The following is a 19,405-nucleotide window of genomic DNA, read 5'->3' as shown; positions in this document are numbered from 1 at the left end:
TCAGCCGAACGGCTGCACGTTGGGGTATGACCGACGATCGCGACCTCCTCGAAGACCTCGCGAGCCTCCCGACGTTCCACCATCCGACGGCGTCGCCCGACGGCGACGAGGTGGCCGTCTACTACGACGTATCGGGCCGGAACGAACTCCACCTGATCGACGCCGAAACCGGCGAGCTGACGCAGGTCAGCGACGGTGAGGTGCCCCGCAACGCTCGCTGGCCCGTCGAGTGGGACGCCGACGGCGAGCGGGTGTTCTTCCACCTCGACGACGCCGGCAACGAGCAAAACGACGTGTACGCCATCGACCGCGAGGGCGAGGCCGAGCCCGTCGTCGAGATGGACGGGCAAGTCACGCTCGCGGACGTCGGCGAGGACGGCGAGACGCTGCTGCTGGGGTCCTCGGCCGGCGGGCAAATGAACCTCTACCGTCACGACCTGTCGACCGGCGAGACGACGAAGGTGACCGACTACGAGCGCGCCGCCTACGGCGGGCTGCTCTCGCCGAACTGCGACCGGATCGCGTACGCGACCAACGAGACGGACGTGTTCGAGAACATGGACGCGTACGTGGCCAACGCGGACGGGTCGGACCCGCGGAATCTGCAGATCGGCGAGACTGGCGCCGAAGCGGCACCGGCCGACTGGGGGCCGGACGGAGAGCGCCTGCTCGTCTCGGACAACACCGAGGATCTCTCGCGGTGCGGCGTCTACGACCTGTCGACCGACGAGGTGACCTGGTTCGGCGATCTCGACGCCGTCGAGGAGCCAGTCGCCTTCCTGCCCGACGGCGAGCGCTTCCTCGCCCACCGGACGCGCGACGCCGCGGTCGTCCCGCTGGTCTACGACGTCGAGACGGGCGAGGGGCGCGAACTCGACGTTCCGGAAGGCGTCACGCAGTACCACGGGCGCCAGGGCGGCGACCCCGTGCTGGGGGACGATCGGGTGCTGCTCACCCACACCACCGGCGATCGACGGCCCGAGCTGCTGGCCTACGACCTCGAGGCCGACGAGTCCGAGCCGCTGCTCGAAGCCGAGTACGGCGACGTGGATCCCGACCGCTTCGCCGAGGCCGACTTTTTCACGTTCGAGAGCCACGATGGGCTGGAGATCGAGGCGCTGCTGTACGACTCGGGCGAGCGCCCATCGCCGGCGGTCGTCAAACCCCACGGCGGCCCCCGCGCACAGGACACGCGGAGCTTCGATCTGTACACGCAGTTCCTCGTCAGCCAGGGGTACAGCGTGCTGGAGGTCAACTACCGCGGGTCGACCGGCCGCGGACGCGAGTTCGTCGAACTGCTGTACGACGACTGGGGCGGCGACGAGCAGGCCGACATCGCCGAGGGCGCGAAACTGCTGCGCGACAAAGACTGGATCGACGAGAACCGGATCGCGGTGTTCGGCGGCTCCTACGGCGGCTACTCGGCGTACTGCCAGATGACGATGTACCCGGAGCTGTACGACGCCGGCGTGGCCTGGATCGGCCTGACCGATCTGGATGACATGTTCGAGAACACGATGCCCCACTACCGGACCGAGTTGCTGGAGAAGAACATCGGCACGCCGGACGAGAACCCCGACCTGTACCGCGAGCGAAGTCCTGTGAACCACGCCGAGAACCTCGCGGCGCCGCTGCTGATGGTCCACGGCGTCAACGATCGGCGGGTCCCGGTGTCCCAAGCCCGGATCTTCCGCGACGAACTGCGAGACCTCGGGTTCGAGGACGGCGAGGACGGCGACTTCGAGTACGTGGAACTCGGCGAGGAGGGCCACGCCTCCTCGGATATCGACCAGAAGATCCGGCTGTTCGAGATCCTGGCGGACTTTCTGGATCGACGGCTCTAGAAGTGACGGCCGATACCTAGTTCTCACGCTCCGAAAGCCTCCGCCGCGCTCTCTCGAACGGGACGGAACGACGACACCCTGAAAGCCCGCGGTGGTCCTTTGCATACCCACCGCACCGCACCCTCGTCCTCCCCAGCCTCGGCGCCTGCGGCGCCTCCCTCGCGCGGCGCTGTCTCGCACCGAAAGAGCAAGCTCTTTCGAGCCGTTCGCTCGCTGCGCTCGCGAAGATCATGAAGGCTCGACAGCGCGCGCCACCGCAGCCGCACGGCCGGGCGCGACCTCCGTGTCGCGCCCACGGGGAAGGGCCGGGGTGCGCGTGGTCGCCCTCGGCGTCCTCGCGAGCGAACGTAGTGAGCGAGTGAGGGCTCGGAAGACGAACGCAGTGAGTCTTCCGGCGACCCGCGCAATGCTGTCCCTGGTGGACTGAAAGGGCGAGCGGGCCGAGGGCTTTCGTAGTAGTGTCTTCGATCGTAGCCATCGTGTCGGTCATTCCGAGGGGCGATCCGAGGGCTTTCGAGTCCATTCCCATCGGTCACGACAGTCACACGTACCCATCCTCGAAAGGCAGGTTTCAAGCGGCCCCTCGGCGAATCCACCCGTATGTACGACCGCATCAAGGGCTTTCGCGACTTCTACCCCGCGGAGATGCAGGCTCGGCGGCAGGTCTTCGACGACGTCGAGGACACCGTCCGAGCATACGGGTTCCGCGAGATCGACACGCCGACCCTGGAGCCGGCCGAGATGTACATCGACAAGAGCGGCGAGGAGATCGTCGACGAACTGTACAGCTTCGAGGACCAGGGCGGCCGTCACGTCGCCCTGACGCCGGAGCTGACGCCGACGGTCGCGCGGATGGTCGTCGCCAAGCAACAGGAGCTCTCGAAGCCGATCAAGTGGTTCTCGACGCGGCCGTTCTGGCGCTACGAGGAGCCCCAGCAGGGCCGGTTCCGCGAGTTCTACCAGACCAACGTCGACATCTTCGGCTCCAGCAGTCCGGACGCCGACGCCGAGATCCTCGCCGTGGCGGGCGACATGCTCACGAACCTCGGCTTAGAGCAATCGGACTTCGAGTTCCGGGTTTCCCACCGGGATATCCTCGGCGGGCTGCTGGAGACGTTCGACGGCGAGATCGACGTGCGCGAGGCGATCCGCGCGGTCGACAAGAGCGCGAAGGTCGAACAGGCGGAGTACCACGACCTGCTGGTCGGCGCCGGACTCTCCTACGAGCAGGCCGAGCAGTTCGACGAGCTGCTCGACGTCGACGAGGCAAACCTCGACGAGCTGATCGAGTTCGCCGGCACCGAGCGCATCGAGGGGGCCGTCACGAACCTGCAGAACGTGCTCGACGCCGCCGACGACTTCGGCGTCCGCGAGCACTGCACGCTCTCGCTGGAAACCGCCCGCGGCCTCGATTACTACACCGGCGTCGTGTTCGAGTGCTTCGACTCCACCGGCGAAGTCTCCCGGGCCGTCTTCGGCGGCGGGCGCTACGACGACCTGATCGAGAGCTTCGGCGGCCAGCCCACGCCCGCGGTCGGCTTCGCGCCCGGCGACGCCACGCTCTCCTTACTCCTCCAGCGCGCCGGCGTCTGGCCCGAGGAGGCGCTGTCGACCGACTACTACGTGCTGCAGGTCGGCGACACCAGACCGGTCGCCGCCCGGATCGCCCGCGACCTGCGCGCGTCGGGCAACGTCGTCGAGACCGACGTTTCCGATCGCAGCTTCGGCGCCCAGATGAACTACGCCGACTCGATCAACGCCGACACGGTCGTCATCGCCGGCGAGCGCGACCTCGAAAACGGCGAGGTGACGGTCAAGGACATGGAGAGCGGCGACCAGACCACCGCGCCCGTCGACGAGTTCCCCGGCGACCGCGATCGGCCGACGTACGAGGACTTCGCCTGACACGGCCGCGATTTTTGCGCCGACCGGCCGCTTGATGCCGGCTCCGACCCCAGTCCCGCCGTGCACGTTCACTACCTCCAGCACGTCGCCTACGAGCCGCCGGCGGCGATCGCCGACTGGGCGCGCGAGCGCGGCCACGAGCTGACCGGGACACACCTTTCCGACGACGAGCCGCTGCCCGATCCCGACGAGTTCGACCTGCTCGTCGTGATGGGCGGGCCGATGGGCGTCTACGACGACGAGGCGTATCCGCATCTCGTCGACGAGCGCGACCTGATTCGGACGGTCCACGAGGACGGCACGCCCGTCCTCGGCGTCTGTCTGGGCGCCCAGCTACTCGCCGCGGCGCTCGGCGCCGACGTCTACCCCCACGAGCGCTCCGAGATCGGCTGGTTCCCGGTCGAGGCGACCGACGCCGCCGCCGAGTCGCCGCTGGCGCCGCTGGGCGAGCGCTACGAGGCGCTCCACTGGCACGGCGACACGTACGATCTGCCCGAGGGCGCGACGCAGGTCGCCCGGACGGACGCCTGCGAGCAGCAGGCGTTCGCCGTGGGGAACTCGCTGGGGCTGCAGTTCCACCTCGAAGCGACGCCGGAGAGTCTGACCGCGCTCGTCGACGCCGCCGACGAACTCGGCGACGGCAAGTACGTGCAGTCCGAGAACGAGCTACTCGCCGAGGACGCGCCGTTCGAGGCGTGCCGCGAGAGGCTGTACGCGGTACTGGATCGGCTGGCGGCGTCGGTCTGAGAAACCCGCTTTTGCCGGGGTCAGATCACGTCCGTCTTCTCGGCGACAGATCGCGCTGCCGACTCCTCGATACCGTTGCCGAGGATCGTGTAGCGGTCCCGGATTTCGTGACAGGTCGACAGCGCCTCGACGACTTCCTCCGGATCGAGATCGAGTTCCGCCGCGGTCGTCGGGGCGTCGATGCTGTCGAGCGCCCGCCGAATGTCCCGCCAGATGCCGTCCTCGCCGCCGTGGAGGAAGGCAGTCATGATCGAGCCGACGCCGACCTGGTGGCCGTGGAGCGCTCTCCCCGGCGCGATTCGGTCGAGCTGGTGTGAAAAGAGGTGCTCGGCGCCCGAGGCCGGTCGCGAGGAGCCGGCGATCGACATCGCGACGCCCGAGGACACCAGCGCCTTGACGACGATCCACGACGATTCCTCGAGGCCGGGCCGGATCGAGTCGGCGTTGCCCACAAGCATCTCGGCGGTCATCTCCGAGAGCGCGCCGGCGTACTCGGAGTAGTGGACGCTCTTGAGCCGGTCGGCGAGCCGCCAGTCCATCACGGCGGTGTAGTTGCTGATGATGTCGGCACAGCCCGCCGTGGTCAGCTCCCAGGGCGCGTTCGCCAGGATCTCGGTGTCGGCGACGACCGCCAGCGGCGGCTCGGCGGCGACGCTGTGGCGCGTGTCGCCGTCCGGCACCGAGCCGCGGTTGCTGACGATCCCGTCGTGGCTCGCCGCCGTCGGCACCGAGACGAACCCGCGGCCGACGTCGTCGCTGGCCATCTTTGCGATATCGATCGCCTTCCCGCCGCCGACGCCGATCAGGAACCCCGGATCGACCTCGCGGGCCGTGTCGATCACGCGCTGGATCGCCTCGAAGCTGGCGTCCTCGACCTCGACGATCTCGGGGTCGACGCCCTCGGCCGCGAACTGCTCGACGATCCGATCGGCGGCGATCTCCCGGGGCGTCGGGCTGGTGACGATCAGCGGCCGGCCCTGGAGGTGGAGCTCGCGGACGGCCTCGACCGTCTGGTCGATGACGCCGTGGCCCACCACCACGTTCCGGGGCAGCCGGATCCAGGTGGTCTTGTCGAACATACTCGGGGGAAGACACCCGAGTGTGATACAGTTTGTCCCTTCGGGAACTTGGCGTTGGTCGGTGCAGATATCCATTCCTCACGCGCTTGACGCGTTGCTGATGTCCCGAAGATTTATTCAGGTATATCGACAATTTTGCGTCATGAGTGTGGACAACAAAGAAAACAGCCAGTCCGATCAGCAACCCTCGGACAAACTAGACCCTTCCAATAATGAGGAGTTCTTAGATGAGAGACTGGACACACTCAGGGAACGGTATTCATATGAACGTCTCTCTGATCTGAGTGCCTACCGGCTTGGAGCATTGAATCCAGATGAGGAAGGCTATTCAGAGAGTGATTTTCTGCATCAGGCCTTTGATCGGCTTTATAACCGGTTTCCCGAGGAGAACAGCGACCACACCTTGCGACGGTGGGCGTTGGGGGATGATTATCGGGGATTCGCACCACTAACGATGGAGCAAAAACAACGTATTCAGGACTGTTATCATGAGTGTAGTAGGAATCTTGACAGGGCACGTCAAGATGCGTTAGAGCGTGAAGACGTAGCCGACCCGCTTTCGAGATTCGGCTCGTGGCTGATCGAGTTCGCTGATGCTGCTACCCCTATATTGGGACTCAGGAGATAAGGAACCATTCGAGATGTCGCACTGGAGTAGATACTACCTGAGCGTAGCGAGGGGATACACCGGAACGACCGCGAGTGCGACGAGGATTTTCGCGTGTTCGCATCAACCGTCGAAATTATTATAGACAGAGACTGTTCACGAAGGCTTCACAGCCTGCCTTGGAGATAAATCAGAGCGTCAGAGCGTATCGAGCACGCCCAACACCCGCTCTTCGGCGTCCCGATCCGGCCCGTTCTCGCGGCCCGTTCGGTCGCTTTCGAGGTGGTCCTCGACGGCGCGCTCGATTCCTGCCTCGACCGAAACCGGCTCCCAGCCCAGTCGCGAGAGCTTCTCGGTCGACATGACGTGCGGATAATCGCGGTACAGCGGGAAGTCCTCCAGCTCGATGCCCGCGGTCGCCAGTTCGCGCTCGCCGGCGGTGACGACCTCCACGTCGGCGTCCAGCGCGTCCGCGACCGTTTCGACGGCCTCCTCCAGCGTGAGCAGGCGTCGATCGCCCGTGTTGTACGCCTCGCCCGGTTCGCCCTCCTCGGCGACGACCCGCAACGCGCGAGCAACCGATTCGACGTAGACGCGGTGCCAGAGATTCGTCCCGTCGCCGGGGACGATCACGCGGTCGTGCTCGTTCACTCGGTCGATCCAGTAGTCGAAGCGCTCGGTGTAGTCGTGGGGGCCGTAGACGACCGGCGGGCGAAGGCTCATCGCGTTGACCCCGCGCTCGGCGGCTGCCTCGAACACCGCCCGGTCGCCCTCGGCCTTGCGCGGGCCGTAGGTCTCGTGGGAGTCGTCGCGAGCCTGCTCCTCGGTGCACTCGTGCAGCGTCGTCTCGTCCTCGCGCTTTGGCACGTCCTCGTCGCCGTACGCCGCGCCGCTGGAGACGTAGACGTAGGCGTCGACGTCGTCGAACAGCCGCGTCGCCGTCCGCACCTCCTTCGGTTTGTAGGCGACGCAGTCGATCACCACGTCGGGATCGGCCGCCGCGGCGTCGGCGAGGTCGCCGTCGTCCGTGCGGTCGCCTTCGATGTGCTCGACGTCGGGATCGTCGGCGAACGGGTTCTCGTGGTTCCCGCGGTTGAAGATCGTCACGTCGTAACCGTGCTCGCGGAACTCCTCGACCGCGAAGCGTCCGATGAACCGCGTGCCGCCGATGATCAGGACAGAATCGCCCGTCTCAGTGCTCATGGGTCCGGATTCGTCGCGGGGGCAAAAACGGTGGCGACCGGGCGGCGATAGCTCGGCCGTGCGACGGCAGCCGAACGACGGCGTCCCGCGAAGCACTCGCCCGCTGTGTATGCCCCCGACCATTTTAGGCCGCCACGCGGAAACGAACGCCCGATGATCGAGTACCACGCGCTGCTGCTGGCGCTGCTGGTCGGCTCGCAGGCGCTGTTCTCGGCGCTGGCGATTCTGAACGTCCGTCACGGCGCCCGCGAAAGTCGGGCCAACGCTGAGTGGCTCGACGAACGGATCGGCGTCGAGTCGGTCGACGAACTGATCGACTACAACCGGGCGACGGCGGGACTCGGACAGCTCCAGAGCTGGACGCTGCTCGCGCTGTTGCTGGTCGCGCTGTACGCCGGGGCGCTGGGCGACGCCGTCGCCGGGCTCCGCGACACCGGGCTGGGTCCGATAGCGCAGGGACTGGTCTTCTTTCTCGCCCTGCTCGTGCTCCAGCGGGTCGCGCAGACGCCGTTCGACCTCTACGAGACGTTCGTGATCGACGAGCAGTTCGGGTTCAACGAGCAGACGCCGCGGCTGTGGCTACGCGACGCCGTCGTCGGGACCGTCGTCGCGCTCGTGCTCGGCGGTGCGCTGCTGGGCGCCGTGCTGTGGGTGATCGCCGCGGCGCCGACGTGGTGGTGGGTCGGCGCGTGGCTGCTGGTCGTCGGCTTCGGACTGGTGATGCAGATCCTCTACCCCCGCGTGATCGCGCCGCTGTTCAACGAGTTCGAGCCCGTCGCGGACGGCGAGCTCCACGACGCCGTCGTCGACGTGTTCGACCGCGCGGGCTTCGAGACCTCCGACATCTACACGATGGACGCGAGCCGCCGCTCATCGCGGCTCAACGCCTACTTCACCGGGTTCGGCTCGACCAAGCGCGTCGTCCTGTTCGACACGCTCGTCCAGAAGTTGTCGGTCCCCGAGATCCAGAGCGTGCTCGCCCACGAACTCGCCCACTGGAAGAAGGCCCACATCTGGAAAGGACTGGGCGCTTCGGCGGTCCGCACGGGCGTCGCGTTCGCGGCGCTGGGCTACCTCGTCGACGCGGGGTGGCTCTACGCACTGTTCGACCTGCCGGCCGACGCCACCTACGCCGGGCTGTTCGTCGCGGCGCTGTTCGTCTACCCGCTGTTCGGCCTGACGGCGCCGCTGGTCAACCGGTTCTGGCTGGGCTTCGAGCGCGAGGCCGACGCCTTTGCGGTCGAGGTGGTGGGCGACGGCGGCCCGATGGCCGACGCGCTCGCCGAACTGGCACGCGAGAACCTCGCGAACCCGTTCCCTCACCCCTGGTACGCGGCGTTCCACCACACCCATCCGCCGATCCCCGAGCGGATCCGGGCGGTCCAGTCCGAGAGCGACGGTGAGTCGGCCGCGCCGGCGTGAGTAGGCGATCGTTTTTACCGAGGACGTGAACTGTCATCGACATGGTATGCCATGGCCCTCGGCGGGATCGCGGCGGCCGAGTTGTATATTCATGGCCTGTGGTTTTAGGATATGGCCGTGAACAATTTCTTTGCCTGGATTCGGACGTCGTTCTGAATCCGGTGCCTCTGACATGACCGACGGCGGGGTCGCCCCCCGCTTTTCGACGGTGACGATGCCGGAATGCTTATCAGCATAGCTGTCACGTACCTAATATGATCGTCGAGTTCGGGGTCGACGATGCGCCGCTGGAGGTGGCCATCCGACGAGCCCCGGCGATGGAGGTCGAGATGGAGCACCTCGCGGCGACCGACGAGATCCCGCTGCGGGCGTTCTTTTGGAGCTACGGCGATCAGTTCGATCAGTTCGAGGCCGGTCTCGACGAGGACGACGGCGTCGAGCGGTGGACCTGCCTCGAGACGAAACCGGGGCGTCGGCTCTATCGGGTGACTCACCCGGCGAGGTTACCGATCGTCGACCTCTATCACCACGCAATCGAGCACGACGCGCTCATCCGATCGGCGACGATCACGTCCGACGGCTACCGCGCCCGGATGTTCGTTCCCGACAGGGATGCGCTGGCGTCGTGGCGCGAAGCGTGCGGAACCGACGGCCTCTCGATCGACGTCAGCGCGCTGTACGGCGCCGAGCAGACGCCGCCCGAGCGCCACCACGGCCTCTCAGACCAGCAGCGGGAGGCGCTGCTGATCGCCGGCGAGGAGGGCTACTTTTCGATCCCGCGCGAGACGTCGCTAGCCGGGCTGGCCGAACAGCTCGGCGTGTCGAGCCAGGCCGCCTCCGAGCGACTTCGCCGGGGGATGGAGAATCTGGTCGACGGCGCGCTCGTCGGGGACGACAAGCGAGAGTAAGGGAGTCTACGGTAGCAAAAACGACCGAGCGCGAGCGTCAGTCGTCCGAGGCCGCGAACTCGGCGCTGGCGTCGGCGTCGGGCGTCGCGCCGGCGGGCAGCTGCTCGCGGACGTCCTCGGCGCCCTCCTCCAGAACGCGGGCGTAGGCGTCGGGCATCACCTTGACGACGTTGTCGAGCTCTTCCTCCCAGTGTTCGAGGACGTACTCGCCGCGGTCGCTGCCGGTGTGGGCGACGTGGTTCTCGACCAGACGCCGGAGCATCTTCCGGTCGCGGGTGTCGAGGTCGTGCTGGACGGACACCATGTCGCGGTTGACGCTCTCGGGGAACTCGCCCTCGCGGTCGAGGACGTACGCGACGCCGCCGGACATGCCGGCCGCGAAGTTCTTCCCGGTGTCGCCCAGCACCGCGACGACGCCGCCGGTCATGTACTCGCAGCCGTGGTCGCCGACCGACTCGACGACGGCCTTGACGCCGGAGTTTCGGACGGCGAAGCGCTCGCCGGCCTGCCCGTTGACGTACAGCTCGCCCTGCGTGGCGCCGTACAGCGCGACGTTGCCGATCAGGGAGTTGTCCTCGGGCTCGTACGGTGCCGCGGCGGGCGTCTCGACGATCAGCTTGCCGCCCGAGAGGCCCTTGCCGACGTAGTCGTTGGCGCCGCCGGTCAGGCGCATCGTGATGCCGTCGGCCAGGAACGCGCCGAAGCTCTGGCCCGCGGTGCCGTGGAGATCGACGTCGATCGTGTCCTCGGGCAGCCCGTCGCCGCCGTACTCGCTGGAGACGCGGTTCGACAGCGTCGCGCCGACGGCGCGGTCGACGTTCGAAATCTCGGACTCGACGGCGACCGGCTCGCCCGTCTCCAGGGCGGGCTCGGCGGCCTCGATCAGGTCGTGATCGAGCTGCTCGTCGATCTCGTGGGTCTGCTCGCGGGTCTTCCGGCGCTGGTCGCCCTCGGGCTCGGCGAGCACCGCCGAGAGGTCGACGTTCTTGGCCTTCGGGTGCTCGATGTCGTCGCGCTGGTCGAGCACGTCGACGCGGCCGACCATCTCGTCGACGGTCTCGAAGCCGAGCTCGGCCATGAGCTCGCGGAGCTCCTGAGCGATGAACGTCATGTAGTTGATGACGTGCTCGGGCTGGCCGGGGAACCGCTCGCGCAGCTCCTCGCGCTGGGTGGCGACGCCGACCGGGCAGGTGTTCTTGTGGCACTGGCGGGCCATCACGCAGCCCGAAGTGACGAGCGACGCCGTGCCGAACACGTACTCCTCGGCGCCCAGCGCCGCGGCGACGGCGACGTCGCGGCCGGTCTTCATCCCGCCGTCAGCCGAGACGCGGATCCGGTCGCGCAGGTCGGTCTCGACGAGCATCTGGTTGGCCTCCGCGAGACCGAGCTCCCACGGCAGTCCGGCGCTCTTGATCGATGTGCGCGGGCTGGCGCCCGTGCCGCCGGAGTGGCCCGAGATGTGGACCACGTCGGCGTTGGCCTTCGCGACGCCGGCGGCGATCGTGCCGATCCCCGCTTCGGAGACCAGCTTGACGTTGATGTCGGCGTCAGGACTCGCGGCCTTCAGATCGTGGATCAACTGCTTGAGGTCCTCGATCGAGTAAATGTCGTGGAGCGGCGGCGGCGAGATCAGCCCGACGCCCGGCGTCGCGTACCGGACGTGCGCGATCATCTCGTTGACCTTCATGCCGGGCAGGTGGCCGCCCTCGCCGGGCTTGCTACCCTGCGCCATCTTGATCTGGAGTTCGTCGGCCGAGGTCAGGTACTCCGAGGTGACGCCGAAGCGCCCCGAGGCGACCTGCTTGACCGAGCACTCCTTCTCGGTGCCGAACCGTTCGGGCGGCTCGCCGCCCTCGCCCGAGTTGCTCTTGCCGCCGAGCCGGCTCATCGCGATGCAGTTGTTCTCGTGGGCCTCCGGCGAGATCGACCCGAGGCTCATCGCCGCGGTCGAAAATCGCTCGACGATCTCGTGGATCGGCTCGACGTCCTCGACGGGGATCGACTCGCGCTCGTCGGTCTCGAACTCCAGCAGCCCTCGCAACGTCTGGAGGGTCTCCTGCTGGTCGTTGATCGCGTCGGCGAACTCCAGGTAGCGCTCGTAGTCGCCCGCGCGCACCGCCTGCTGGAGCTTGCCGACCGTGTCGGGGTTCCACTGGTGGTGAATGCCGTCCGAGCGGTGCTCGAACTCGCCGTAGCGGTCGATGTCGGCGTCCTCGTCCCAGGCGTCGGCGTGCCGGTCGAGAGCGTCCTGCTCGATCTCGGCGACGTCGATGCCGCCGGTGCGGGACTCGGTGCCCTCGAAGTACTCGGCGACGAAGTCGTCGTCGAGACCGACCGCCTCGAAGATCTGGGCGCCCTGGTAGCTCTCGACCGTCGAGATGCCCATCTTCGCCATCGTCTTCAGCAGGCCGTCCTCGACTGCGCCGACGTAGGCGTCGACGGCCTCGTCGAGGTCGGCGCCGTCCTCGCCGGCGACGACGTCCGCGATCGTCTGGTAGGCGAGGTAGGGGTCGACCGCGTCGGCGCCGTAGCCGATCAGCGTCGCGAAGTGATGGACCGTGCGCGGGCCGGCCGATTCGACGACCAGCCCGGCGTGGTTCCGGAGCCCGTTGCGCACGAGGTGGTGGTGGACCGCGCCGGTCGCCAGCAGCGCCGGGATCGGTACCCGGTCGGGGCCGGTCGCGCGATCCGAGAGCACGACGACGTCGTTGCCGGCCTCGATCGCCTCGACGGCGTCCTTGCGGACGCGCTCGACCGCGGCCTCCATGTCCACGCCGCGCTCGTAGGTGATGTCGACGGCCGCGGCGGTCATGCCGTTGGCGTCCAGGTCCTTGATCGATTCAGTCTCGGCGTCGGTGAGGATCGGCGAGTCGAGCACGAGCTGGCGGGCGTGGGCGGGCGACTCGTCGAGCAGGTTGCGCTGGAAGCCGAGCCGCGATTCGAGACTCGTCACCAGCTCCTCGCGGATGTAGTCCAGCGGCGGGTTCGTCACCTGCGCGAACAGCTGCTTGAAATACGAGAACAGCGGGCGGTTGTAGTCCGATAGTACGGACAGCGGCGTGTCGTCGCCCATCGAGCCGACGGGATCTTTGCCGTCTTTCATCATCGGCTCGATCATGTTCTCCAACTCGTCGTGGCTGTACGCGTACGTCGACTGATGAGCTCGGAGGTCCGAGATCTCGCCGCGCGGTTCGAGGTCGTCGAGATCCGCGACGTCGTCGAGGGCGACCTGCTGGTCGTCGACCCACTCGCCGTACTTTTCGTCGGTCAGGTCGTCGAAGACCTCGTCGTCGGGGATGACGCGGCCTTCCTCGGGATCGGCCAAAAACAGCTGGCCGGGCTGGAGGCGGCCGCGCTCCTCGATCGCGCCGTAGTCGGGTTCGAGCGCGCCGGCCTCGCTGGCCATGATCAGCGTGTTGTCGGCGGTGACGTCGTACCGGCAGGGGCGCAGCCCGTTGCGGTCGAGCACCGCGCCGATGCGGTCGCCGTCGGTCGCACAGACCAGCGCGGGACCGTCCCACGGCTCGACGAGAGAGGCGTGGAAGTCGTACCAGTCCCGGCGGTCCTCGTCGAGCTGGTCGTTGCTGCGCCAGGCCTCCGGGATCAACATTCGGAGCGCGTGGGGCAGGTCGCGGCCGTCTTCGAGGAGCAGTTCGAGCGCGTTGTCGACGGAGGCGGTGTCGGACTGCTCGGGGTCGTCGATGATCGGCTTGATCTCCTCGACGTCGTCGCCCAGCGACTCGCTCTCGATGTCGGTCTCGCGGGCGCGCATCCAGTTGATGTTGCCCTGGATGGTGTTGAACTCGCCGTTGTGGATGATGCCGCGGTAGGGGTGGGCGAGGTGCCACGCACCGAGCGTGTTCGTCGAGAACCGCTCGTGGACCATCGCGAACGTCGACTGCACGCGCTCGTCGGCCAGATCGGGGTAGTACTCGGAGACCTGCTCGCCTTTCAGGAGGCCCTTGTAGACCAGGGTCTGGCGGTCGAGCGAGCAGACGTAGAATCGCTCGGCGCCCGCGGGTTCCTCGGCCTCGACGGAGTTCTCCAGCGCGCGACGCGCGACGTACAGCGCGCGGTCGAACTCCTCGTCGGTGGCGTCGCCCGCCGGCGTCGCAAAGCACTGCCAGACGTCGGGCTCCGAGTCGACGGCGGTCGCGCCGAGCTCGGCGTTGTCGGTCGGCACGTCGCGCCAGTGGACGACGTCGACGCCGTACTCGGCGAGCGCGTCCTCGGTCCGTTCGCGCAGCGCGGCGGCGGCGTCGGCATCTTGGGGGAGGAAAAAGGAGCCGACCGCGTACTGGTCGGGCAGATCGACGTCGAGCTCGTCGGCGAAGAACTCGTGGGGCGTCTGGAGCATCACGCCCGCGCCGTCCCCGGTCGCCTCCTCGGCGCCCGTGGTCCCGCGGTGTTCGAGGTTCTCCAGCAGTTCGATGCCGTCCGCTACCACGTCGTGCGATCGACCGTCGTCCAGATCCATGACGACGCCGACGCCGCAGTTGGACCGCTCGTCCTCGGGGCTGGCGAGGCCCCGCGAGCCGTCCGTGTTCGTATCTCGTTGCTGAGTCATACGTCAGACTTGATCTTCTCCAATAAGAGGGTTCTCCTGAATGGCTAAGGGTATTATATACACATGCAAGGAAATATTAGGACTGTTAGTCTCCGATATCGTTCGTAGAGAAATTGGACGCCCGTCCGGCGCTTTTTATACGATCGGCGCGCAACGCCGGGAACGATCACGTCGTTCTACCGACTGTCGCGGGCGGGAACGGCCACACGTTCAAATCCGATAGAGCGCCACCGAAGCCCGTGACCTTCGTCATCGGACGCGGCGCCGACGCCAAGCAACAGTCGTCGAGTCCTGCCTCGGAAGTGACGGCCGACGGGGACGACGACCGAGACGCCCCGCCCGAGTACGCCGGCAAACTCGGAACGTACCGCGCGCTCGACGGCAGCCGCGGCGCGTCGCTGTACCTCGACCTCGACGGGCCCCACGCCGCCCTGCTGGTCGGCAAGCGCGGCTACGGTAAGTCCTACACGATAGGCGTGATCGCGGAGTCGCTGGCCCGATCGAGCGGCGTCGCACCCGTCGTCGTCGATCCGATGGACGTGTTCCACGAACTCGCGGCGCCCGCCGACGGCGAAACGGTACCGGCCGACGTCGTCGCCGAGCCGAGCGTCGCGCCCTCCGCGCTCGACCCGCGCTCGTGGTGTTCGCTGCTCGGGCTTTCGCCCGAGAGCGGCGCTGGAAGCCTGATCTGGCGGGCGACAGCGGCGGCGTCGACGCTCGCGGGGATGCGCGACGAGATCGAGTCGGCCGACGCGCCGGCCGTCGACGCCCGCGCGGCGAGCAACCACCTCGATCTGGCGGCGTCGTGGGGCGTCTTCGACGCCGACGGTCTGGACGCCGCGGATCTCGGCGGTCCCGAGGTGACCGTCGTCGACGTCTCCGGACTCGACGCCGCGCCGATGAACGCGATATGTCGCGGCGTCGCCGAGGCGCTGTACCGGGCGCGCGTGACTGGATCGATCGACCGTCTCCCCTGGATCCTGCTCGACGAAGCGCACGCCTTCTTCGACGGCGTCGCCGAGCCCGCGCTCCGGACGATTCTCACGCGCGGTCGCGCGCCGGGCGTGAGCCTCGTCGCGGCGACCCAGCGCCCCAGCGCGGTGCCCGACGTGGGCATTGCCCAGTCGGACGTCCTCGTCGCCCACCGGCTCACCGCCGGGCCGGACCTCGACGCGCTGGAGCGCGCCCAGCCGACGTACCTGAGCGGATCGCTGGAGGAGCGGTTGCCCGCCGCGCCCGGCGAGGTCGTGGTGATCGACGACGCCACCGAGACGGTCCACGCCGCCAAGATACGCCGACGCGACACGCCACACGGCGGCGACAGCCCGCGAGCGCGCGACGCCGAGGCTGCTCGCGAGGCACGTCGTCGATGAAAAATGAGCCGCTGGTCGCGGTGCCGCGGGCCGCTGATCGCGGTACCGCATCCGAGTCGTCGGCGCTCGGTTAGCAGTCGTTGCCGGTCGACATCTGGCTAACCGCGCTGTCGTTGCCGTCGCTCATATTGCCGCCCGCGCTGTCGTTGCCGTCGATGCCGACGGCGTCGTCGCTGGCGTTGCCGCCGTCGTCGTCCGCCATCGCGTCGGCGTCGTCGTCGGCCGCATCGTCGCTCGCGGCATCGTCGTCCTCGTCGTCGTCTTCCTCGTCATCGCCGTCCTCGACCGTGATCTCGGCGTCGTCGATGACGGGCTCACCGTCCTCGGTGTAGGGGCCGTCGTCTTCGCCCTCGGACTCGACGAAGTCGTACTCCTCGTTGTCGTTCGTGTCGAGGTGGGGCATCGCGATCAGCGTCTCGTCCTCGGTGAGCTCGTCGTCGTCGAACTCGGCGCCGGGGACGCCCTCGTAGAGATCGACGACGATATCCTCCTGATCGCCCGAGTCGAGGTACTCGGAGACGCCGATGACGCTCCCGGTTACCTCGCCCTCGAGGAGAGTGCTGTCGTGGATCGTCACGAAGCCGCCCTCGGGTAGGGTCGCCGAAGCGACCTCGACCGACGTGCCGTCGGACTCCTGATCCTCGAAGGAGACCGAAGCCGTCTCGTCGTCCTCCTCTTCACCGTCGTCGGCCGCCTGCTCGTCGTCGTCGCCCTCGGTGTCCGGCGTCAGGGCGTCGACATCGAGCAGCAGGTCGAACGCCGGCTGGTCGTCCTCGGGCTCGAGGTAGCCGACGGCGTACGCCGAGTAGATCGTGTTCGGCGCGAGTTCGACGTCGAACTCCGCGACGGCGTCCTCGCCGCCCGCGGGTCGGATCTCCAGCGTGTACGAGTCCGCCGGGACGTCGACGCTCTCGGCGTTCCCGAACTCGAGGTCGGACACCAGCACCTGATCGCCGGCGACGATGTCGACCGCGGGCGCGTCCGGCGACGCGTGGACCGCGCGGACGCGACTCTCGTCCTCGCCGAGATCGCCGAGCTCGACCTCCAGCAACAGCAGTTCGAGCGGCTGGTCGCCGTCTTCAGCGGCCTCGCCGACCACGACTGCGGTGGCCGCGCCCGCCGGAACCTCGACCGACTGGTCGATCACGGCCGCGTCGGTATCCTCTCCCGTCGGAACGACCATCACGTCGTACTCGCCCGACAGCAGTACCAGGTAGTCGCTCACCTCGCCGAACGCCACGTCTTCGAGGACGAGCACGTCGTTGACGTACACGTCGACGTTCGGCGCGTCCGGCGACGCGTGGAACCCCTTGAGGCTGGCTACGTTCCCGCCGTCGCCGTTTCCGTTTCCATTTTCGTCGTCCGATTCGGAGTCGTCTCCGCCAGCGGTCACCATCCCCGTGCCGCCGAGGATCGCCGCCGCTCCCATGCCGGTCAGTACAGTCCGCCGCGTAGTGTCTCCCGTCATATGATACAGTTCTAACTATGGATATTAAACTAAAGTGCGTTGTTATGACTAAGGATTTTTAATTTAGGCGTTTGATTTGTTCAGAAGCTGAATCCATGCTGGCGACTGCAGGGTCGACAGCGCGTTCGCTTGAGTCACTGTCGCCGTGAGTATCGGATTGTTGCGCGATCCAGCGGGTAGAGCGACGGAGTCTATCGATATTGAGCCAGACCGCCGACGAGCGCAGATGGCGATCGAAGCGCGGCGATCGCGGCGCAGTAGTATCCGCTTCGAAGGCTTTATCGGCGGCGTGGGCCACGCTTCGGGTAACATGGCAGAGAAACCGGCCTCGATGTACCGGAATATCGATAAGCCGCCCTACACCCGCAAGGAGTTCATGGGCGGCATCCCCGGCTCGAAGATCGCACAGCACCAGATGGGCGACCTCCAATCGGACCCCGAGGACTACCCCGTCCAGATCAGCCTCGTCACCGAGGAAGAAGTCCAGCTCCGCCACGGCTCGCTCGAAGCCTCCCGCCTCTCGGCGAACCGCCACCTCATCAAGGAACTCGGCGAGGGCAACTACAAGATGATCCTCCGGAAGTTCCCCCACCACGTCATCCGGGAGAACAAGCAGGCGACCGGCGCGGGCGCCGACCGTGTGTCCGACGGGATGCGTCAGGCGTTCGGGAAGATCGTCGGCACCGCCGCCCGCATCCCCGAGGGCGACCGCATCTTCACCGCCTACTGTACCGTCGAGCAGGCCACCGTCGTCAAGGAGGCCTTCCGCCGGTCGTACAACAAGCTCTCGCCGCCCTGTCGCATCGTCGTCGAGCGCGGCGAAGACAAACTCGTCTCCTGAGGCCGGTCGACGCCGCTCACGTTCTCTCCCGGTTCTGACGATTGCTTTCTCGCGGTCTTTCGTAGTAGCTCCCCGACAGCTTCGGCGCCCCGCGTTCGGCTGCCTTTTTCCCGCTCCGGCCCCCAGAGAGCGGTATGCTGACGCTCGCGGTCGCGAACCGCGCGGAGACGTTCGAGCGGATGGCCGAGCCGCTGGCCGAGCGCGGGATCGAGGCGCGCCACTGCCCGGTCTCCGAGCGGACGGTGCCGCTCACCGGCGAGCGACCGTGGTCGCCCGACGAGTTCGACGTCGGCTTCGTCTTCCCCGGCCGGATGATCGAGGGCGGGGCGGCCGACGCCGCGCTCGACGTGCCGTGGCTCAACGGTCGCGACGCCGTCCTCACCTCGCGGAACAAGGCTGGCGTGATCGCCCGCCTCGATCGTGCGGGGCTGCCGGTACCCGAGACGACGCTCGTGTCGAACCCCGTCGACGACGAGGAACTGATCGCCGCCTTCGAGCGGTTCGATCCTCCTGTGGTCGTCAAGCCCACCTCCACCACGCGCGGGGTCGGCGTCGCGCGGGTCGACGATCTGGACTCCTTTCTGGGCGTCGTCGACTACCTCGATCTCGTCCACGACTTTCAGGCGACCGGCGACAAGTCGTTCCTGATTCAGGAGTACCTCCCCGACGCGCGAGACTACCGGGCGATGGTGCTCGACGGCGAGTTCGTGGGCGCGGTCGAGCGGCGCCTCCCCGACGACGCGCTGGCGGCGGGCCAGTGGAAGCACAACGTCCACCGGGGCGCCGAGGCGACCGGCGTCGACCTGCCCGACGAGTGGCGGCGTCTGGCCGAGCGCGTCGCCGCCGAGCTGGAGCTGTCGTTCGTCGGCGTCGATCTGCTCGCGAGCGGGGACCAGGTGGTCGTGAGCGAAACGAACGCCCGGCCGACGATCGACGCCGAGACGAAGTACGAGCCGGGCTTCTACGACCGGCTGGCGGCGTCGATCCGGCAGCGGGCCGAAGAGTGAGCGAGAAGAGGACTTACTCCAGGTCGATGTCCGCCGAGTCGTCGGCCCGGTCGAACACGACTTCGAGGACGCCGTTGTTGTACGTCGCGTCGGCGGTGTGCTCGTCGACGCGGCTGGGCAGCGTCACCCGATCGTCGTAGGTGCGGCGCTCGCTGGCGGCGCCGATCGTCAGCACCGTCCCGTCGCACTGGAGGTCGATGTCCTCCTTCTCGACGCCGGGGATGTCGGCGATGACGCGGACCTCCTCGTCGGTCTCGTGGACGTCCACGTGGGTGTCGCTGCCGAACCCGGCGTCGTTCTCGAAGCCGACGTCGACGTCGCCCTGCCCGATCACGTCGTTCATCATCCGCTCGATCTCCCGGAAGAGATCGTCGAAGGGGTCGTCGCGGTCGTCGCGGTGCATACGCATTGGTAGTTCCTACCCGGGCAAAAAC

At 67.6% G+C, this 19,405-nt stretch carries 14 protein-coding genes; 9 read left to right on the top strand and 5 right to left on the bottom strand.

Annotated elements, in window-relative coordinates:
- Positions 1-26: 26 nt before the first annotated feature.
- From NO931_RS06445 to NO931_RS06435, 3 genes are all read left to right on the top strand, one after another.
- On the top strand, positions 27-1,844 hold the full coding sequence (locus NO931_RS06445) for a S9 family peptidase (protein WP_256391813.1): 1,818 nt from the start codon (positions 27-29) through the stop codon (positions 1,842-1,844).
- Between the two features lie 600 nt (positions 1,845-2,444).
- On the top strand, positions 2,445-3,749 hold the full coding sequence (gene hisS / locus NO931_RS06440) for a histidine--tRNA ligase (protein ID WP_256391812.1): 1,305 nt from the start codon (positions 2,445-2,447) through the stop codon (positions 3,747-3,749).
- A 60-nt stretch (positions 3,750-3,809) separates the two neighbouring features.
- On the top strand, positions 3,810-4,496 hold the full coding sequence (locus NO931_RS06435; protein ID WP_256391811.1) for a glutamine amidotransferase-related protein: 687 nt from the start codon (positions 3,810-3,812) through the stop codon (positions 4,494-4,496).
- A gap of 20 nt (positions 4,497-4,516) precedes the next feature.
- On the opposite strand, the gene NO931_RS06430 is transcribed toward NO931_RS06435, so the two are convergent.
- Entirely contained in the window at positions 4,517-5,575 is a 1,059-nt protein-coding gene (locus NO931_RS06430; protein WP_256391810.1) for an NAD(P)-dependent glycerol-1-phosphate dehydrogenase, read from the bottom strand.
- 142 nt (positions 5,576-5,717) lie between these two features.
- On the opposite strand from NO931_RS06430, the gene NO931_RS06425 reads away from it, so the two are divergent.
- Positions 5,718-6,203, top strand: coding sequence for a hypothetical protein (locus NO931_RS06425; protein WP_256391809.1), 486 nt, complete (start codon positions 5,718-5,720; stop codon positions 6,201-6,203).
- Positions 6,204-6,380: 177 nt separating this feature from the next.
- Here NO931_RS06425 and NO931_RS06420 read toward each other — a convergent pair whose 3' ends face one another.
- Positions 6,381-7,385 (bottom strand): NAD-dependent epimerase/dehydratase family protein, encoded by a 1,005-nt coding sequence (locus NO931_RS06420; protein WP_256391808.1) that lies wholly within the window; start codon positions 7,383-7,385, stop codon positions 6,381-6,383.
- A 153-nt stretch (positions 7,386-7,538) separates the two neighbouring features.
- Between NO931_RS06420 and NO931_RS06415 the strand changes: the two genes are divergently transcribed.
- Together NO931_RS06415 and NO931_RS06410 are read left to right on the top strand one after the other, a co-directional pair.
- Positions 7,539-8,807 carry a M48 family metallopeptidase gene (locus tag NO931_RS06415; protein WP_256391807.1) on the top strand — a complete coding sequence of 423 codons (1,269 nt, stop codon included), beginning with the start codon at positions 7,539-7,541 and terminating at the stop codon, positions 8,805-8,807.
- A 254-nt stretch (positions 8,808-9,061) separates the two neighbouring features.
- On the top strand, positions 9,062-9,715 hold the full coding sequence (locus tag NO931_RS06410; RefSeq protein WP_256391806.1) for a helix-turn-helix domain-containing protein: 654 nt from the start codon (positions 9,062-9,064) through the stop codon (positions 9,713-9,715).
- Positions 9,716-9,752: 37 nt separating this feature from the next.
- On the opposite strand, the gene gltB is transcribed toward NO931_RS06410, so the two are convergent.
- The gene (gltB, locus tag NO931_RS06405) at positions 9,753-14,282 is read right to left on the bottom strand and encodes a glutamate synthase large subunit (RefSeq protein WP_256391805.1); all 4,530 of its coding nucleotides are present in this window, start codon (positions 14,280-14,282) and stop codon (positions 9,753-9,755) included.
- Positions 14,283-14,584: 302 nt separating this feature from the next.
- Here gltB and NO931_RS06400 point away from each other — a divergent pair, with 302 nt between their 5' ends.
- Entirely contained in the window at positions 14,585-15,655 is a 1,071-nt protein-coding gene (locus NO931_RS06400) for an ATP-binding protein (RefSeq protein ID WP_256392046.1), read from the top strand.
- 70 nt (positions 15,656-15,725) lie between these two features.
- Here the strand turns inward: NO931_RS06400 and NO931_RS06395 are convergent, their stop codons facing one another.
- Positions 15,726-17,123, bottom strand: a complete 1,398-nt coding sequence (locus NO931_RS06395; RefSeq protein WP_256391804.1) for a DUF4397 domain-containing protein — start codon at positions 17,121-17,123, stop codon at positions 15,726-15,728.
- Positions 17,124-17,433: 310 nt separating this feature from the next.
- Here NO931_RS06395 and NO931_RS06390 point away from each other — a divergent pair, with 310 nt between their 5' ends.
- Together NO931_RS06390 and NO931_RS06385 are read left to right on the top strand one after the other, a co-directional pair.
- Positions 17,434-17,964, top strand: a complete 531-nt coding sequence (locus tag NO931_RS06390; protein WP_256391803.1) for a 50S ribosomal protein L16 — start codon at positions 17,434-17,436, stop codon at positions 17,962-17,964.
- 134 nt (positions 17,965-18,098) lie between these two features.
- On the top strand, positions 18,099-18,971 hold the full coding sequence (locus NO931_RS06385) for an ATP-grasp domain-containing protein (protein WP_256391802.1): 873 nt from the start codon (positions 18,099-18,101) through the stop codon (positions 18,969-18,971).
- 13 nt (positions 18,972-18,984) lie between these two features.
- On the opposite strand, the gene NO931_RS06380 is transcribed toward NO931_RS06385, so the two are convergent.
- Entirely contained in the window at positions 18,985-19,374 is a 390-nt protein-coding gene (locus NO931_RS06380) for an Hsp20/alpha crystallin family protein (RefSeq protein ID WP_256391801.1), read from the bottom strand.
- Between the last annotated feature and the right edge of the window lie 31 nt (positions 19,375-19,405).

The sequence above is a fragment of the Natronoarchaeum rubrum genome (assembly GCF_024494695.1).
Note: the sequence above shows the minus strand (reverse complement) of the source record. Positions and strands in the feature narration are given on the sequence as shown.

Excerpts from the sequence above, each read along its gene's own strand:
- NO931_RS06380 (WP_256391801.1), bottom strand. The coding sequence starts at position 19,374 with ATGCACCGCGACGACCGCGACGACCCCTTCGACGATCTCTTCCGGGAG.
- NO931_RS06410 (WP_256391806.1), top strand. The coding sequence starts at position 9,062 with ATGATCGTCGAGTTCGGGGTCGACGATGCGCCGCTGGAGGTGGCCATC.
- hisS (WP_256391812.1), top strand. The coding sequence starts at position 2,445 with ATGTACGACCGCATCAAGGGCTTTCGCGACTTCTACCCCGCGGAGATG.
- gltB (WP_256391805.1), bottom strand. The coding sequence starts at position 14,282 with ATGACTCAGCAACGAGATACGAACACGGACGGCTCGCGGGGCCTCGCC.
- NO931_RS06415 (WP_256391807.1), top strand. The coding sequence starts at position 7,539 with ATGATCGAGTACCACGCGCTGCTGCTGGCGCTGCTGGTCGGCTCGCAG.
- NO931_RS06430 (WP_256391810.1), bottom strand. The coding sequence starts at position 5,575 with ATGTTCGACAAGACCACCTGGATCCGGCTGCCCCGGAACGTGGTGGTG.
- NO931_RS06420 (WP_256391808.1), bottom strand. The coding sequence starts at position 7,385 with ATGAGCACTGAGACGGGCGATTCTGTCCTGATCATCGGCGGCACGCGG.
- NO931_RS06385 (WP_256391802.1), top strand. The coding sequence starts at position 18,099 with ATGCTGACGCTCGCGGTCGCGAACCGCGCGGAGACGTTCGAGCGGATG.
- NO931_RS06395 (WP_256391804.1), bottom strand. The coding sequence starts at position 17,123 with ATGACGGGAGACACTACGCGGCGGACTGTACTGACCGGCATGGGAGCG.
- NO931_RS06425 (WP_256391809.1), top strand. The coding sequence starts at position 5,718 with ATGAGTGTGGACAACAAAGAAAACAGCCAGTCCGATCAGCAACCCTCG.
- NO931_RS06390 (WP_256391803.1), top strand. The coding sequence starts at position 17,434 with ATGGCAGAGAAACCGGCCTCGATGTACCGGAATATCGATAAGCCGCCC.
- NO931_RS06445 (WP_256391813.1), top strand. The coding sequence starts at position 27 with ATGACCGACGATCGCGACCTCCTCGAAGACCTCGCGAGCCTCCCGACG.